The organism is Prevotella sp. C0026C3, from assembly GCF_056590795.1.
In genome coordinates this window covers 16,668-33,119 of record NZ_JBWPWW010000021.1, presented here as the reverse complement: position 1 = coordinate 33,119, position 16,452 = coordinate 16,668, and the positions used below count along the sequence as shown (strand labels likewise).

Annotated in this window: 15 protein-coding genes; 3 read left to right on the top strand and 12 right to left on the bottom strand. The window is 44.2% G+C overall.

The window, feature by feature from the left end; all coding sequences use genetic code 11:
- Positions 1-171: 171 nt before the first annotated feature.
- Genes AC1EK4_RS10720 through AC1EK4_RS10680 form a run of 9 tightly spaced genes read right to left on the bottom strand, consistent with a single transcriptional unit; the run spans position 172 to position 7,819 of the window.
- Positions 172-1,269, bottom strand: a complete 1,098-nt coding sequence (locus tag AC1EK4_RS10720; RefSeq protein WP_052052945.1) for a DegT/DnrJ/EryC1/StrS family aminotransferase — start codon at positions 1,267-1,269, stop codon at positions 172-174.
- A 12-nt stretch (positions 1,270-1,281) separates the two neighbouring features.
- Complete coding sequence (locus tag AC1EK4_RS10715) at positions 1,282-2,220, bottom strand: GNAT family N-acetyltransferase (RefSeq protein WP_480358226.1); 939 nt, start codon at positions 2,218-2,220, stop codon at positions 1,282-1,284.
- The gene (locus tag AC1EK4_RS10710; RefSeq protein WP_062433047.1) at positions 2,208-2,615 is read right to left on the bottom strand and encodes a sugar 3,4-ketoisomerase; all 408 of its coding nucleotides are present in this window, start codon (positions 2,613-2,615) and stop codon (positions 2,208-2,210) included. Before AC1EK4_RS10710 ends, AC1EK4_RS10715 begins: the two co-directional genes overlap by 13 nt.
- Positions 2,616-2,620: 5 nt before the next feature.
- Positions 2,621-3,778 carry a formate-dependent phosphoribosylglycinamide formyltransferase gene (gene purT, locus AC1EK4_RS10705; RefSeq protein WP_369793972.1) on the bottom strand — a complete coding sequence of 386 codons (1,158 nt, stop codon included), beginning with the start codon at positions 3,776-3,778 and terminating at the stop codon, positions 2,621-2,623.
- A 21-nt stretch (positions 3,779-3,799) separates the two neighbouring features.
- A complete protein-coding gene (locus tag AC1EK4_RS10700; RefSeq protein WP_231725592.1) occupies positions 3,800-4,120 on the bottom strand; it encodes a hypothetical protein in 321 nt (106 codons plus the stop codon).
- A 5-nt stretch (positions 4,121-4,125) separates the two neighbouring features.
- Complete coding sequence (rfbB, locus tag AC1EK4_RS10695; RefSeq protein WP_480358224.1) at positions 4,126-5,274, bottom strand: dTDP-glucose 4,6-dehydratase; 1,149 nt, start codon at positions 5,272-5,274, stop codon at positions 4,126-4,128.
- A gap of 47 nt (positions 5,275-5,321) precedes the next feature.
- Entirely contained in the window at positions 5,322-5,819 is a 498-nt protein-coding gene (locus tag AC1EK4_RS10690) for a metallophosphoesterase family protein (RefSeq protein WP_480358223.1), read from the bottom strand.
- Position 5,820: 1 nt separating this feature from the next.
- Positions 5,821-6,459, bottom strand: a complete 639-nt coding sequence (locus tag AC1EK4_RS10685; protein ID WP_480358222.1) for a cytidylate kinase-like family protein — start codon at positions 6,457-6,459, stop codon at positions 5,821-5,823.
- Positions 6,452-7,819, bottom strand: coding sequence for an MATE family efflux transporter (locus tag AC1EK4_RS10680; RefSeq protein ID WP_480358228.1), 1,368 nt, complete (start codon positions 7,817-7,819; stop codon positions 6,452-6,454). Before AC1EK4_RS10680 ends, AC1EK4_RS10685 begins: the two co-directional genes overlap by 8 nt.
- A 144-nt stretch (positions 7,820-7,963) precedes the next feature.
- Here AC1EK4_RS10680 and AC1EK4_RS10675 point away from each other — a divergent pair, with 144 nt between their 5' ends.
- From AC1EK4_RS10675 to xseB, 3 genes are read left to right on the top strand one after another with little or no spacing between them, the layout of a single operon-like run.
- Complete coding sequence (locus AC1EK4_RS10675; RefSeq protein ID WP_480358221.1) at positions 7,964-9,361, top strand: S8 family serine peptidase; 1,398 nt, start codon at positions 7,964-7,966, stop codon at positions 9,359-9,361.
- Positions 9,362-9,382: 21 nt separating this feature from the next.
- Positions 9,383-10,678 carry an exodeoxyribonuclease VII large subunit gene (gene xseA, locus AC1EK4_RS10670; protein ID WP_036899350.1) on the top strand — a complete coding sequence of 432 codons (1,296 nt, stop codon included), beginning with the start codon at positions 9,383-9,385 and terminating at the stop codon, positions 10,676-10,678.
- Complete coding sequence (gene xseB / locus AC1EK4_RS10665; RefSeq protein ID WP_036899352.1) at positions 10,678-10,869, top strand: exodeoxyribonuclease VII small subunit; 192 nt, start codon at positions 10,678-10,680, stop codon at positions 10,867-10,869. The genes xseA and xseB overlap by 1 nt, the downstream gene beginning before the upstream one ends.
- A gap of 204 nt (positions 10,870-11,073) precedes the next feature.
- Here the strand turns inward: xseB and cls are convergent, their stop codons facing one another.
- The 3 genes from cls to dnaG are packed head-to-tail and all read right to left on the bottom strand — an operon-like array spanning position 11,074 to position 16,216.
- Positions 11,074-12,498 carry a cardiolipin synthase gene (gene cls, locus AC1EK4_RS10660; RefSeq protein ID WP_036899354.1) on the bottom strand — a complete coding sequence of 475 codons (1,425 nt, stop codon included), beginning with the start codon at positions 12,496-12,498 and terminating at the stop codon, positions 11,074-11,076.
- A gap of 5 nt (positions 12,499-12,503) precedes the next feature.
- On the bottom strand, positions 12,504-14,213 hold the full coding sequence (locus tag AC1EK4_RS10655; protein ID WP_480358219.1) for a hypothetical protein: 1,710 nt from the start codon (positions 14,211-14,213) through the stop codon (positions 12,504-12,506).
- 59 nt (positions 14,214-14,272) lie between these two features.
- On the bottom strand, positions 14,273-16,216 hold the full coding sequence (gene dnaG / locus AC1EK4_RS10650) for a DNA primase (protein ID WP_480358217.1): 1,944 nt from the start codon (positions 16,214-16,216) through the stop codon (positions 14,273-14,275).
- Positions 16,217-16,452: the final 236 nt, after the last annotated feature.

Genomic DNA, 16,452 nt, shown 5'->3' with positions numbered 1-16,452 from the left:
CAAAAAGGGCTGAAATCCAAATACGGATTTTAGCCCTTAACTTTTATATGTGGAAAAGGTTTACCGGACAGTAATAATCGTATATATACATCTACAAAAAACACTCTATATCTTTTTAATATACCTCTTAAGATTTCAAAATTCTTATATTTCTTCTAGTCTCTTATTTCATTATTTAGGAGCGGAATTTATCACTTGAACCACCTCTTCCACCTCTTCATCACTTAAAGCGGGATGAAGGGGCAAGCTCAATTCTTGTCGATGAATCTGCTCGGTAATGGGGAAATCAAGTTGATTCCAATCTACATAACACTTCTGCCTGTGCGGTGGAATGGGATAATGAATCATAGTTCCAATGCCATGTGCCTGCAAATATGCCTGTACCACATTACGCCCTTCGCATAATATAGGGAAAAGATGGTACACATTATCTGCTGATATACGCGGAATATGAATCCTTAAATGATTGATATGGGTCTCGTAAAAGTGGGCAATTGCCTTGCGACGCGCATTCGTTTCATCCAAATACTTCAGTTTTACCGACAGAACGGCAGCCTGAATCTCATCCATTCGGCTGTTCACGCCTTGATATTCAAATACATATTTGCGATTGCTACCATAGTTACCCAATGCCCGAATACAGTCAGCCAAGGCTTGGTTATCGGTCGTAACAGCCCCGGCATCACCCAAGGCGCCTAGATTTTTGCCGGGATAAAAGCTGTGTGCAGCTGCATCACCCAGCGAACCCGTCTTCTTACCATGCCATGTACACCCGTGAGCCTGCGCATTGTCTTCTATTAATAATAGGTGGTGTTGCCGACAAAGTTCGGCTATCCGGGCAGTATAAGCGCATCGTCCATACAAATGTACGATAAGAATAGCTCGCGTATGAGAGGTAATAGATCGTTCAATAGCTTGCTCGTCTATCTGCAAAGTCTCTATATTCGGTTCTACCAAAACTGGTTTCAACCTGCAGCGTGTTATAGATAAAATTGAAGCAATATAAGTATTAGCGGGCACTATGACCTCATCACCCTCGCGTAATAATCCCAATTCGATATAAGCACGGAATATAAGCGTAAGCGCATCCAGCCCATTGCCACACCCAATACAGTGTCGACTACCGATGTATTCGGCATATTCCTCTTCAAACCGCCGCGTAGCTGTACCTTGCAAATACCATCCACTCTCTATCACGCAGTTGATAGCATGTCGAATTTCCGCCTCGTAAGGCGCATTCACATCTTTATATTGAAGAAATGGTATCATACTGCCGCGTATTTAAAGTTGCCACTCATACCAGTCATAACAAACGCCTCGACCACCAAAACCTTCTTTCTGAAAGATTAGTTTAGTATTCAGATAACTGCCAAGTTGCTCTGTTGATTTTCCAAAATCAAAATATGGTACGTCTTTGAATGTATGATGAATGAGTGTATCGAAAAGTAAGTCCAATGCTCCTAAAGCCTTACCGCTTGGTGAGGCTGATATATACTGACAATGAACGACTTGATTTGACACATAAACAAGGACACCTCCAAGTGTTTCATCGCCTAATTTGGCCACGAAAGCACGAATATTTCGAGGGAAGAAATCTTTAAGTCGGCGTATTTCTGCCAACGTGTGTACCGATGTCGCATGATACTTTGATTGCAAATTGGCATTAAGTACATCCCAAAAGGAAGCCAAGTCTGTGGTTTCTTCTATCGTTACCTGATGTTGCAAAGCTTTGCGACTGCCTCGTCGGCGCAGTTCTGTAAATTTCAAATTCGTAGAAGATACGATGGTACTGGCTATATCGCGTGCCATCAACCGTGCTTTACAGACATGGACAAGTGCGTATAAATCTTCCTCGGAAGGTAGCCGGTGGTAAATCCACGGAATGGCTTTATAGACCACCCGATGAATATCTTCGCACTTCAAAAAGTCGTTGATACATTGGAAAATCTCACACACTGTCTCGGCAGTAGCTTGCCATTGGGTGAGCAAACCGCCATAAGTAAGTCCCTGATGAGAATAAAGCATGTCACCATCGCGATTAGCCGGTAACACGGCAAAGAGCTTGTTCTTTACATAAATCATCAAAGAGAAGTCGGAAAAACGGTCGCAATGATAATCCATATAGTCGCGCTCAAACAAGAAAGTGCCCTGCCGGGATGTCTTGACAAAGCCATCCCAAGCCTCTTTCATATCCGGACTATATCGCTTTATTTCAAACATTCCATGTAATTGATATATTCGTTGTACTCCCGAATATAGTCGGACTCCTCGAAAGGTTCAGAAGCCAGCACCAAGCATACGGCTCCTGAAGAAAACTTTTCGAGCGTACGCCAAACGCCGGTATCGACCAATAAGCCCTGATTGGGATTGTTCAAGAAATATGTTTTCTGCTCTTTCCCATTGTCAAGCACCACTTCGAACGAGCCACTCACGGCTACTATTAATTCTAGACACAGCTTGTGGGCATGCCCACCACGGCAGCCGCCACTCGGAATATCGTAAACCCAATAAACACGCTGTGGCACAAAAGGGAGGTTTTCGCCCTTTTGTGCCACAGTAAGATTGCCCCGAAGGTCTCTGATTTTTTGTAAATGAATGAGTTTACCTAGCTCCATGATGTTTATAATACAGTTGCTGCCAATCGCTTAGCCTTGTCACGTAGGGCATCCATATCGCACCCTATCTCGCCATAACAAAGCACCACACCCATGCGACGGCCTACGTGCTGGTCGGGCTTTCCGAAGATACGAATACGTGTATGGTCTTCTTTCAACGCTTCAACTAGATTAAATTCCGGTGCATGATCGGCTTCTTCTTTCGCCAAAACCACGGCCGAACAACCGTAATGTTCCAAGTGTATGCCGGCAATAGGAAGTCCCATAACGGCACGGAAGTGCAATTCAAACTCGCTCAAATTGGTGGTATGCCCCAATGTTACCATACCGGTATCGTGCGGACGGGGCGATAATTCAGAGAAGATAACCTCTTTGTCCTTAGTCAGGAAGAATTCTACGCCCCATATACCGGCTCCCGTCAACGCCTTAGTCACCTTGTCGGCCATTTCTTCCGCGGCTTTCAAAGCCTCATCGGGAATGGCATAAGGCTGCCAACTCTCGCGATAATCGCCACCTTGCTGCACATGTCCAATAGGCGGACAGAACAATGTGGGACCACTTTTTTGCGTTACAGTGAGCAACGTAAATTCACTTTCAAAGTGTATGAATTCCTCTATGATGATTTCTTTTACATCCCCTCGACTCCCTTCCATCGCATTGTGGAAAGCAGCATCGAGTTCTTCGTCGCCACGAACAATACTTTGACCATGCCCACTCGACGACATCAACGGCTTCACAACGCAAGGGAAACCTATCTCGTCGGCTGCCTGTTTGAACTCATCGTAGGTCTTTGCATAGAAATACTTGGCTGTACGAATGCCCAACTCCTTAGCTGCAAGGTCGCGAATAGCCTTACGATTCATCGTATAATTGACGGCACGGGCACTCGGAACGACCTGTATGCCTTGCTTTTCGAAGTCGAAAAGTCGCTCGGTACGGATAGCTTCTATCTCAGGAACGATGATATCAGGACGGTGTTTAGCTACCATGGCAGCCAAAGCATCACCCTCTAGCATGCTAAAAACTTCGCGTTCATCGGCTACTTGCATAGCCGGAGCGTTGTCATACTTATCACATGCTATTACATACTGGCCGGCACGCTTGGCCGCAATCGTAAATTCTTTGCCCAGTTCTCCTGAACCTAGCAGCATAATCTTCTTCATTGTCATGACGTTGTGTATAGGTTATTGAGGGTGTATCAAATTCTTTACCATCTGCCACTCAGGCGTAATGGCTAGTTGACGTAAATGTTTTGCTATCTGTGCAGCCAATTCTTCCATCGATATCTTGCGTTCATCGGCCAACGACTTCAACGTTTCTTGCCGATGACCGAAGATACCATAGAAATGAAGCAAGGTTTCTTCATCGTCCGCACTCAACAGGTGAAGAATGTGTTCTACGTAATGTGCTGTCTTATGACTGACACAATCGGGCTTCTTCCCCAATTGGATGAGGAAAGCATGAAGTTCCGCTCCCACCGTATCTATAGCATGCTTGTCTGCCATTATCGTTATCTATTGCCGTACATCTGTTCGTAGTACTTCTGGTAATCGCCACTGGTTACCTCTTGAATCCACTGTTGATTCTCTAGATTCCACTTGATAGTCTTCACGATTCCTTGTGCAAACATCGTCTCAGGATACCATCCCAACTCGTTCTTAATCTTGGTTGGATCAATGGCATAACGCTGATCGTGCCCTAAACGGTCAGATACGAAAGTGATTAAATCGTCGTTAATCCAATCTATACGAATCTCTCCGTTTTCATCAAGTTCCTGCTTCTTCAATACTTGACGGAGACTCTTGTCGTCCATCATCATATCGTGGATGGTCTTAATGGTCAACTTCACGATGTCGATATTCTTCATTTCGTTATGTCCACCCACATTATAGACCTCGCCGTCGCGACCTTCACACACGACCATATCAATGGCCTTGCAATGGTCTTCTACGTACAACCAGTCGCGAACATTATTTCCCTTGCCGTAAACAGGGAGTTTCTTGCCTTCCAAGATATTGTTGATGATTAATGGAATGAGCTTCTCCGGAAAATGATAAGGGCCGTAATTGTTAGAGCAACGAGTGATGGTTACCGGCATGTGGTAGGTATCATGATAAGCCATCACAAAGAGGTCGGCACTCGTTTTAGACGCACTATAGGGGCTATGAGGACACACTGGAGTCTCTTCGGTGAAGTATCCTTCGGCTCCAAGTGAACCATATACCTCGTCGGTAGCAACCTGATGGAATCGCTTACCGGGCTTCCAAACAGGATACCCCTGTTCGTCTTTGCCTGTCACCCAAGCACGACGAGCTGCATCAAGCAAGTTCTGCGTACCGAGAATATTAACAGATAAGAAGAGTTGAGGGTCTTCAATAGAACGGTCGACATGGCTTTCGGCAGCGAAATTGACCACATAATCGATATCATTTTCAGCAAAAAGCTTGTCGGCTAGTTCCCTATCGCGAATGTCACCACGCACAAAAAAGCAACGTTTATTGTCGATATCATCCTTAATAGTGCCCAAATTTCCGGCATAAGTCAGTGCATCCAAGATAATAATCTTGATGTCTTGATCTTTATATTTCTTGCCAAGCAGATACTTAATAAAGTTTGCTCCAATGAAACCTGCGGCTCCTGTAACAAGATAAGTCTTCATAATCTAAATCTTTAAATGATTATATAATAATATTATCGTTCCTATATTTACCCCTTGGTTCCTAACGTCACCACTTCGCAATCAGTAAATTTACTACCATCAATGGCGAGTCTTACGATGGTACGGTCGTGATGCCAACCTTGCATCCCGGCTGCTCCGGGATTGATATGCAACAGATTGAGCGATTTGTCGAACTTCACTTTCAAGATATGCGAGTGTCCACTGATGAACAACTGTGGCGGAGAGGCATAGATAATCTTGCGAATCGACCAGTCGTAATTGCCCGGATAGCCCCCTATATGTTTCATCAACACATCCACATCTTCGCATTTAAAACGAAGCGTTTCGCGATACATCAAACGTAAATCGCCACCATCTATATTGCCACAGACGGCTCTCAATGGGCGAAAAGCAGCCAACCGGTCGGTCAATTCCGTTGTTCCGATATCACCGGCATGCCATATCTCATCGCAAGGTTCAAAATACTTCAAGTATTGATCGTCCCAATATCCATGCGTATCGCTGATAATTCCTATCTTCCTCATGCTATTCTGCAATCTCAGCTAGGTCGAAACGCTTGCGAATATAGTCGGCAATCAACTGCACAGTACCTTCTATTCCCAAATGAGTCGAGTTGATACACAGGTCGTAGCAGGCACTATGCCCCCATTTCTTGCCCGTGTAATAGTTATAATATGATGCTCTTTCGTCTTCTTTATACTCTATCAACTTGCGTGCTTCTTCCTCTGTTAAGCCTTTACGATCGCATACTCTCCGTACACGCTCATCTATATCGGCTGTGATAAAGATGTTAACACTGTCTTTACGATCTCGTAATACGTAGTCGGCACAACGTCCTACAAACACACAACTGCCACTTTCGGCCGCCTTTCTGATGGCATCACTCTGGAATTGAAACAGACTTTCTTGCGAAATATTGTTTCGATAGAAGTTACTTTCACCTAAAATGGGCACGTGAGCATGAAATAATACACGCATAAAACCTTTCTGCTCATCATTCTGTTCAAAAAACTTTGCACAGAAACCACTCTCCTTTGCTGCCAAATTCAGGAGTTCCTTATCATAGAGCGTACACCCAAATTCCTTGGATAATAGGTCGGCTATGATGCGACCGCCGCTTCCAAACTGCCGCCCGATATTGATGATGATATGCTTATTATTCATGTATAGAGTCGTTAAATTGCTTTTTGAATTTTCTCATATAGACAACCATAATCCACGCGGCCACCACAGCTGCAATGAAATCTGATGCCGGTAACGATGCCCATACGCCATTAACATCGTAGAATTGAGGCAATATGGCCAACAAAGGCAGCAGAAACAGTAGCTGTCGAGATAGCGAAAGGAAGATACTAATCTTCACTTTGCCAATACATTGGAAGAATGTCGTCACCACCATTTGGTACCCGATAATCGGAAATACTAACATCGTGATACGCAAACCATGGACGGCCTTATCTATCAAAGAGAGGTCGGTCGTAAACATACGAGCACACATCTGTGGCAGGAACATGGCCACCAACCATCCCACAAAGGTGATAGCACTGGCAGCTAACACAGAAAGTTTCAGCACACGTAGCATTCTATCAAACTGCAATGCCCCATAGTTATAACCCGCAATGGGCTGCATACCTTGGTTAATGCCCATGACAAACATCACAAACACGGTTTCAATACTGTTCGCTATGCCGTATGCGCCCACCGCCATGTCGCCTCCATAACGCACAAACTGGTTGTTCATAAAAATGACAATGATGCAAGTACACACGTTCATGAGGAATGGTGAAATACCTATCCCAATAATATTCCTCACCAAACTTTCTTTCAATCGATATATACCCCACTTCAAATGTAGCAATTCATCTTTGTTGCTAAAGAGTTTCAATTGCCATACGAGTACAGTAGCTTGCGACAATACGGTTGCCAAAGCAGCACCGCGGATTCCCCAATGCCACCACCAAATAAAGACAACATCCAACAATACGTTCATCACCACCGTCATAATGGTGGCCATCATCGCCTTTTGGGGCTTGCCGGCAGCACGCAGCATGGCATTCATACCAAAATACATGTGTGTAAAAACATTACCCAATAGGATGATTTGCATGAAGCTTCGTGCATAAGGAATGGTTTGGTCGCTCGCTCCAAAAAATCGAAGAATAGGATCAAGAAACAACAAACATACTATCGTCAAGAAGCATCCGACCATCAAATTCAGCGTTACGGTGTTGCCAAGAATATTCTCTGCCGAGTCATAATCGCGCTGTCCAAGCTTCACCGAAACCGCCGTAGACGACCCGATGCCCACCGCAGCACCGAAAGCTGCCGATAAATTCATAAACGGGAACGTGATGGCAAGCCCCGAAATAGCCATAGGCCCAACCACCTGTCCTATAAATATGCGGTCGATAATGTTGTATAACGAAGCTGCCGTCATCGCTATGATGGCGGGCAAAGCATATTGCCAAAGCAGCTTCCCCACCGGTTGGGTACCTAATTCGAGGGTAGCCGCCTTATTATCTATACCGGTTGTCATTGTTGCAAAGTTACAAAAAAATAACACACATGCTATCGTCCCTATGCGATTTTATTGAAAAAGCGATGTATTCTTTTGTGTTTCACAATGGTTTTAATTATTTTTGCAAGTCAAAATATCAGTAAAATAGGCATGAGAAAGTATTTATCGCTAGCGTTTATCATGATGATAACGAGCCTTCAGATAGCTGCAAAAGGCTACGAATCGCATAAGATTTCCTACCCCGGCGGTAAATGTTTTATGTTCAGAATTATACTTACCGATAAGCAAGGTACCCCTTTTTCTATCCTGCATCCGGAGGAATTCCTCTCGCCACGAGCCATTGCTCGCCGCCAACGACAGCATATTGCCATCGATTCTACCGATCTTCCGGTGAGTCCGGGCTATATTCAAACACTCAAAAATAATAGACTTGAGGTTGTTGGCAAAAGCAAATGGAACAATTCTGTACTTGTGCGTTGCACCAAAGTATCACAGATTGACTGCTTGAAAGGTCTCCCTTTCATCCGCGACATCCGCCACGTTTTCTCCTCACCCGACTCTATCGAGCCCTCCCAACGCGTCAATTTCAAGAAAGATTTCAACCGTTGGGACACCGTTTCGCACAATCCTTACGGCATGGCCGAGGAACAAATCAAAGCCATGAACGGTATTCAGATGCATCAAGCAGGCTATACCGGCAAAGACAAAGTGATAGCCGTACTCGATGCCGGATTCATGAATGTAGACCGAATCCCCATCTTTCATAACATCAAATTGGCTGGATTGGCCGACTTCGTGGTTCCCCGAAGCACAGATATATTCGCGGAATTAGACCACGGTACGATGGTTTTATCAACCATGGCAGCCAATCAAGCAGACACATACAGGGGAACCGCCCCCGACGCTTCGTACATGTTGATACGTTGCGAAGACCAATATACAGAGAGTTTAGCCGAAGAAGACTACTGGGCTGAGGCTGTAGAGTATGCCGACTCAGCCGGTGTAGACATCATCAACTCCTCACTAGGCTTTCATGAATTTGACGACCGCACCACTAGTCATACTTACCAAGAACTTGACGGCCAGCAAACACTCATCTCACATACGGCATCTATGTTGGCCGGCAAGGGTATTGTACTGGTCAACAGTGCTGGAAACGACGGTATGGGAACATGGAAAAAAATCAATTTCCCAGCCGATGCTACCGATATACTAACCGTAGGCTCCATCAGTCCCAACGGTCTTAATGCGGCTTTCAGTGCCGTTGGCCCAACGGCAGACGGGCGCATCAAACCCGACGTAATGGCTTATGGAAGTCCCACAACTGTCATTTCAGGACGTGGAACCATCATCAACGATATGGGCACCTCGTTCTCTGCTCCACTCATATCGGGTATGGTAGCTTGCTTATGGCAGGCACTTCCCGACAAGACTGCACTCGAAATCATCGATTTAGTACGCAAGAGTGGCAATAACTTCGTTCATCCAGACACCATCATGGGATACGGTTTGCCCGACTTCTGGAAAGCTTTCCAGTCAGGTAAATAACCCTTTTATTCTCTCATCTCTATGCAGCATACACTCACTTTATACGAACTCAACCAATTGGTACGCGAGACTATTGAGACAACCCTGTCTCGCGAATATTGGGTAGAAGCCGAACTGTCAGAGGCACGCGAGGTTCGTGGGCACTGCTACATGGAGCTGATACAGAAAGACAACGCCACCAATACGCCCATCGCTAGGGCTTCTGCCAAGTGTTGGAAGAACACATGGGCATACGTACGACCACATTTCGAGCGCATCACCGGCCAGCAAATCCATCCCGGCATGAAAGTTTTGCTCAAGGTCTACGCCAATTTTCACGAAGCATACGGTTTCTCATGGATTGTCACCGACATCAATCCGGAATACACCATGGGCGACATGGCACGTAAGCGCCAAGAAATTATACGACAACTACAACAAGAAGGGGTCTTCGATTTGCAACGCGAACTACGCATCCCCATGTTTGCTCAGCGCATAGCTGTTATCTCTAGTGCTGGAGCTGCAGGTTATGGAGACTTCTGCCATCAACTATCGGACAACGAATATGGACTGGCTTTCTACCCAACATTATTCACCGCGACCATGCAAGGAGAAGGGGTTGAGACGAGTGTCATCACAGCTCTCAACCTCATCTACCATCGATTAGACGATTTCGACGTTGTTGTCATTATCCGAGGTGGTGGTGCTACGAGCGATTTAAGCGGTTTCGACACATTGGCATTGGCCGAAAACGTAGCCAACTTCCCCCTCCCAGTCATCACCGGCATAGGACACGAACGCGACGAATCGGTGCTCGATATGATTTCGCATACACGCGTAAAGACACCAACGGCAGCCGCAGCGTTTCTCATCAACCACTTGGCTGAGGTGCTTATTCGCGTAGAAGAAGCCGAACAGACCATAGTTAAGACCATTGAGCGACGCATGGAAATGGAGCAAGTACGGCTTAGTCGACTCACAGACAAGATACCCATGCTCTTCTCATTGGTTAAAACGCAACAGTCGGCACGTCTCGATCGCCTCTATCAGCATCTGTCTCAACTCATGGAGCAGTCTGTTGCCGAAGCCAGTCATCGCATAGACCAACTGGCATTGCGACTCCATCCGGGTGCCGAGCGTAAACTTTTGCAAGGGCATCATCGCTTGGATATGTTGGCACAACGCGCCGAGGCCCTCGACCCAACACTATTATTAAAGCGCGGTTACAGCATCACCATTCACAACGGACGTACCGTTCGCAATACCAAAGTATTAAAATCGGGCGATGAAATAGAAACCCGATTCTATCAAGGAACCATCAAATCAATCATCAAATAATGGCAAAAGAAGATATTAAATACGAAGAAGCCGTACGACAATTGGAACAAATTGTGGCTCGCATGGAGAATAATGAACTTGACATCGACCACATGACCGAGCAACTCAAGCAGGCTCAAAAGCTCATCAAGCTGTGTAAGGACAAGCTAACCAAGACAGATGCCGAGATAAAAAAGGTCTTGGAGAAATAAAGAAAAAACATCTTGATTGATGAGAAAGTCTCTATGAGTTTCCTAATTTGCAACTCACAAACTCATAAACTAAAAAGTTTAAATCGCTGCAAAGGCCGAACAGACTTACTGCCTAAACCGAACAGCAATGCTGCAAAGGCCGAACAGACTTACTGCCTAAACCGAACAGCAATGCTGCAAAGCCCAAACAGTAACGTTGTCTCCTTACAGCAGTGGCGAGAGTAAGCGAATAATAGATTCCCAAAGTCGCAAGAGGAAAGGACGACGCATAAGCCTTTGTACCTTCTCAATGGGTACACATTGTTGCAAATCGTCTAAGAACACTTTCTTCATACGTAAAGCTAACGCGCTATCATAGAAAAAAGCATTTGATTCAAAGTTGTTTTCAAAACTACGGAAATCGATGTTTGAACTTCCACAACTACACAGGAAGTCATCGCTAACCAGCATTTTGGAATGGTTGAATCCTGCCTGATAAAGATAAACTTTTACCCCGGCTTCAAGCGTTTCCATCACATATGAGATGCTAGCCCATTCCACTAGCTTCGCATCGGTACGCATCGGAATCATCAATCTGACGTCTACTCCGGCCAAAGCAGCTGTTCGCATGGCAAAAAGAATGGGCTCGGTAGGTAGAAAGTAAGGCGTCTCCATGTACACATATCGACGGGCTTCGAGCAGAATACGCACATATCCCTGCATGATATCGGGCCAAGGTTGTACCGGACTACTGGTTACTATCTGCGCCAAACAGTTGTTGTCTATTCGCGAATCGGGCTCCGGATAATACGCATGGTCGGTTATTAATGTGCGATCAACGAAATACCAGTCTATCAAGAAAGCTTTTTGAATAGCATAGACAGCCCCTCCGACGATACGCAAATGGGTATCTCGCCACGGCATCTTATCCCCTTTAACATATCGAAGTGCAATGTTCATACCACCAATATACCCCACTCGACCATCAATGATGCAAAGTTTACGGTGATTGCGATAGTTTACTTTGCTACTAAAAAACGACAGAAACTTTACCGGCATAAACGAACGAGTGTCCACCCCGCCCTCTCTCATACGCTCAAAGAATCGGTTACGCGTCTTCCAACATCCCATATCATCGTAAACCAGACGCACTTCAACTCCTTGCCGAGCTTTATCTATCAGTACATCGGCAATAAGATTGCCCAGTGGATCGTCTTCTATGATATATGTATCTAGGTGGATATGATGCTCGGCAGTACCAATGTCTCTCAATAAGGATAGAAAAAACTGATAGCCATCGGTACAAATATCTACTTCATTATCTTTGAAGGGAAGCGACAGACTCTGATTGGTAAACAGCTTGATAAGCGCTCGATACGATTTTGGTAAACGTAAATCACGCTGTTCAGCAAACTCTAGCATGGAGCGTTTTGTCAACTGATCCAAGCTTCGTTGACTTATCATGCGTTCCTTTCTAGTATTCTGTCCAAGAAAAAAATAAAGGATTATCCCTACAATAGGCATAAAAGAAAGTACCAACACCCATGCCATTGTCTTGGCAGGTTGCCTATTGTCCATTAGTACTTTAATCATAGCAGCCACAACAACAAATGTGTAGACGACCAAAAATGCCCAATGAATGTAAATCATACCAGCTATCCTCCTGTCTTAATCTTTTGGATATAGGCCAATTCATTGATGGCAAAATCGCTATTTTCAGGGTCATCAAGCATCTTACGAAGCAACTTCTCGGCCTCATCATAGCGCTGTTTATCTATATAGACACTAGCTTTCCGACGATAGAGGAAGTTGATAAACGAAACTTCCATGTCGTTATGAGTTCGTCCACTAATGGCTTTTGTCCGTTCCATTTCCTGTAATAAGCCATCTATAACAATACTTGCCCTGAAATCTTTACCATTTACAAGACAGTTAACGTATTCTTCTGTGTACGTGATGCGCCGTTGTGGAAGCGTCATCTCCAAATAATAACAAGCTCGCTGATACTGTTTTAATTCGCAATAGCAAAAACCTATAAGGTAAGAAACCTCAAAGAAAGCTTCTCGCATATCCTCTTTCAAAGTATCAAATTGCTGACTCATGGCTACATAAGCAGGCTCCAAAAGGAATAAAGCTTCGCAGAATCGTTTTTGATTAAAAAGAATTCGCCCCCGATAAGCATTGAAAGCCAATGCCGGCTCCATACATTTGGCAATCAATTTTTGCTCTTCCGACAAGTCATCAATTTCTCCACGCTTAGTCTTTTCTATTGCTTCTTTCCACATATAACGGAACTCATCGAGTCGCTTCTTAGGATTTGTAAGGTCATAAGCAGCCAATACCGACACCACTTTAGGGGCATTATCATCACTTCCTGCCTTCACATCTGTTGTCATGGATAGCGGAAGTAAGGTCACGGTCATGCGAAAATAAAGAGAGTTATCAGCCTTTTTCTCCGATCGAACATGAATACTTACCGTACGTTCAGCAACGAGTTGACCGGTTGTCAAAAGCGAAACAGACAACAAAGCTTCATCTTGTAAGAAGTCATCCTTACCTATAATAGTAGATGCCGGAGCAAATTTTCTTATCTCGTCTGTCTCTTTGATAGTTCTCATCTCGCTTTCGCTAAAGATGCAAAGCGACATGGGAACAACCCCCGACAGCCCTAGTACAGAACTAAACAACTGTTCTAATGTAATGGGACACTCCTTTGTCTGTCGCCATCTCGGCCCTGCCACTTGGTGCTGAATCTCTTGTTCACGAATAAGGAAAGTTTCTCTGGCGAGCTCGGCATGTTTTCGTTCAAAGTCAAGACCAATAGCTTTGTTGCTGTCTTTAATCATTTTATCGATTCGACTCACAAAGTCACTCTGCCATCTAAACATATCTGTCATGGCACGCGAGAGTATTTTGACCGATGTTTGTTCGTTAATAAGCAATCCGGTTGTCATGTGCAAGTCCACAGAATTATCTTTCTCGTCAAGCGAATACACCATTTTGAGTGTCTCAGTATTCAGATTACACTGATTCATCAAGGCTCTTACCAAGTCCAAATATTCGGTCTTGGTGGTATAAAAGAATAAATAAGATAGTTGGATATAGGGAGAATTCTGCTCTATTTCTATACGGAAATGCCCACTCTGGAAATCATATTTAGTAATATCCTTGCCTTGTTCCTGCTTCCAAGTGAAATGGCAATTCAACTTCTTCAGGGCATTTGTCACCGTAATTTTGTTATCATCGTCGTGCTTTACGAACAATCCTTTGCCGGCATCGCGCCTTTTGCGCCATATCGGAAAGAATACAAAGGCAATGATATACAGTATTCCCCAAATGATAAAAAGATAAAATAAATCCGTCATACGTAATTACAAATATACATTTTTATTACATCTGACAGCAAGTTATATGCGTTAAAATGTCATAAGATGATGTTATTTCCGAGTTGACGAGCCAATGCGTTGCGTATCTCTTGCATATCCTTGTATTCCGCAAGCATCTTCATCATGCGTTCACTATCATTACCTACAGTGGCAATCTCACGTTTTAGGTCTTGCAATCGTTGCTCTACAAAATCCATACGGAAATCAAGTATCAAGTGCAACACCTTTTGTCGAAGACTCTCCTCATCCTCTACCACCTTATGACTTTCCGATAATATCACCTTGTCTTCGCTCATATCGGTGGCTATACGACTCATGTTAATATCGTGATGATGCACAAAATAAGGTTCAGCCTTAAATCCTTCATCCGCCTGATGTTCCACCGCTTCGGCCAACATACGATTAAACAACTCATCATGAAATTCCAAACCATCTTCCGATAAATTGTAGGCTACGAACTGAGACAGTGATAAATTGTGTACGTGACCATCTTCATCTTCCACATTATCATAGATGATACGCTCACCATATCGCACAATCAGCTGCATCAACATCTGCTCAACCTTAGTGCTTTGAGGCTGTATAATGAGGGCTGTAGATGTAGAAAGAGCCTCAGATACACCTATTTCTTCTCGTCTACGCTGCCGTTCTACTTCTTTTTTTTGCTCATCTCGCTCTTCCAAAATAAACCTGTTCATCGTGTTTATGAGCGTTACTTCATTGATACCCATACGTTGTGCACAATCGTGCAAGTAGGTATCGCGCAGTATTTGGTTCTGTATCACCGAAATACTCTTCACGATTGAGTTGATAGCTTCCGAACGTTTCTGTGGATCAGTCTCGTTTTTCAAGAGCAAATCAGTCTTAAACTGGATGAAATCAGTCTGATGTTTCAAGATATAATCGTGGAAATCGGTCGCCGTATGTTGCCGTGCAAAGCTGTCAGGGTCTTCCCCATTGGGCAACAAAAGCACTTTCAAATTCATTCCTTCGGCCAATAACATGTCCGTACCACGCAATGCTGCATGGATACCAGCGGCGTCTCCATCATATAATAAGGTAATATTCGAGGTGAAACGGTGCAGCGTATGAATCTGATGGACACTCAAAGCTGTACCCGAATTGGCCACTACGTTCTCAATACCACATTGATGCATGGAGATGACATCGGTGTAACCTTCCACCATATATACCCTATCTTCCTTAGCAATAGCTTTCTTTGCTTGGTAGATACCATAGAGTTCGTGGTCTTTATGATAGATATCCGACTCCGGAGAGTTGACATATTTCTGGTTCACTCCTTTGGTCCTAGAGTCCAATACGCGTCCTCCAAAGCCTACTATCTTGCCGTTCACACCTACCCAAGGGAAAATTACTCGACCGGCATAACGGTCGATAAGTTCCCCTCGATCATTGCGATAACAGATACCTGTACTCAATAAATACTCATCACGATAGCCTTTATTACGTGCAGTAGTGGCCAATGCGTGACGGTCATTGGTATCATAACCCAACTGAAACTTCTTGATAATGTCATCGCGGAAGCCACGACTACGGAAGTATTGCATACCGATAGCCACACCCTCTACATGATTATGCAGCACATCATGGAAGTAGTTGGCAGCCCACTCGTTCATAATGAACATACTTTCACGTTGACTTTGCTCACGTTTTTCTTCGTCAGAGAGCTCTCGTTCTTGTATTTCAATATGGAATTTCTTAGCCAACCAACGTAGCGCTTCAGGATATGTCATCTGCTCATGTTCCATGATGAAACTCACAGAATTGCCACCCTTGCCACAACCAAAACAATGACATGTCCCACGAGAGGGCGATACATAGAACGAAGGAGTCTTCTCGTTGTGGAATGGACACAACCCTTTGAAGTTGCTACCACTCTTACGCAACGTCACAAATTCGGATACTACGTCTACGATATTCGCAGCATCTTTGATTCTTTCAACTGTTTGTCTATCTATCATGTTTAGGAAATACAAGGGCAAAAACAAGTTCCCTTTTTAACTTTTACAAAGATAATGCAAACGAGCGCAATGAAAGTTAACTTTCAAATTGCCGAGTGCAGCTTAGCTTCTACAAAGATAATATAAAGCACACTAAAATCAAAGGGTTTACTTTTATTTATTTACCATATCTGCACACAAACATCCTAAACGGCAAGTAGTTCCCATTCATTTCATATATTACTTACTAATAGCTG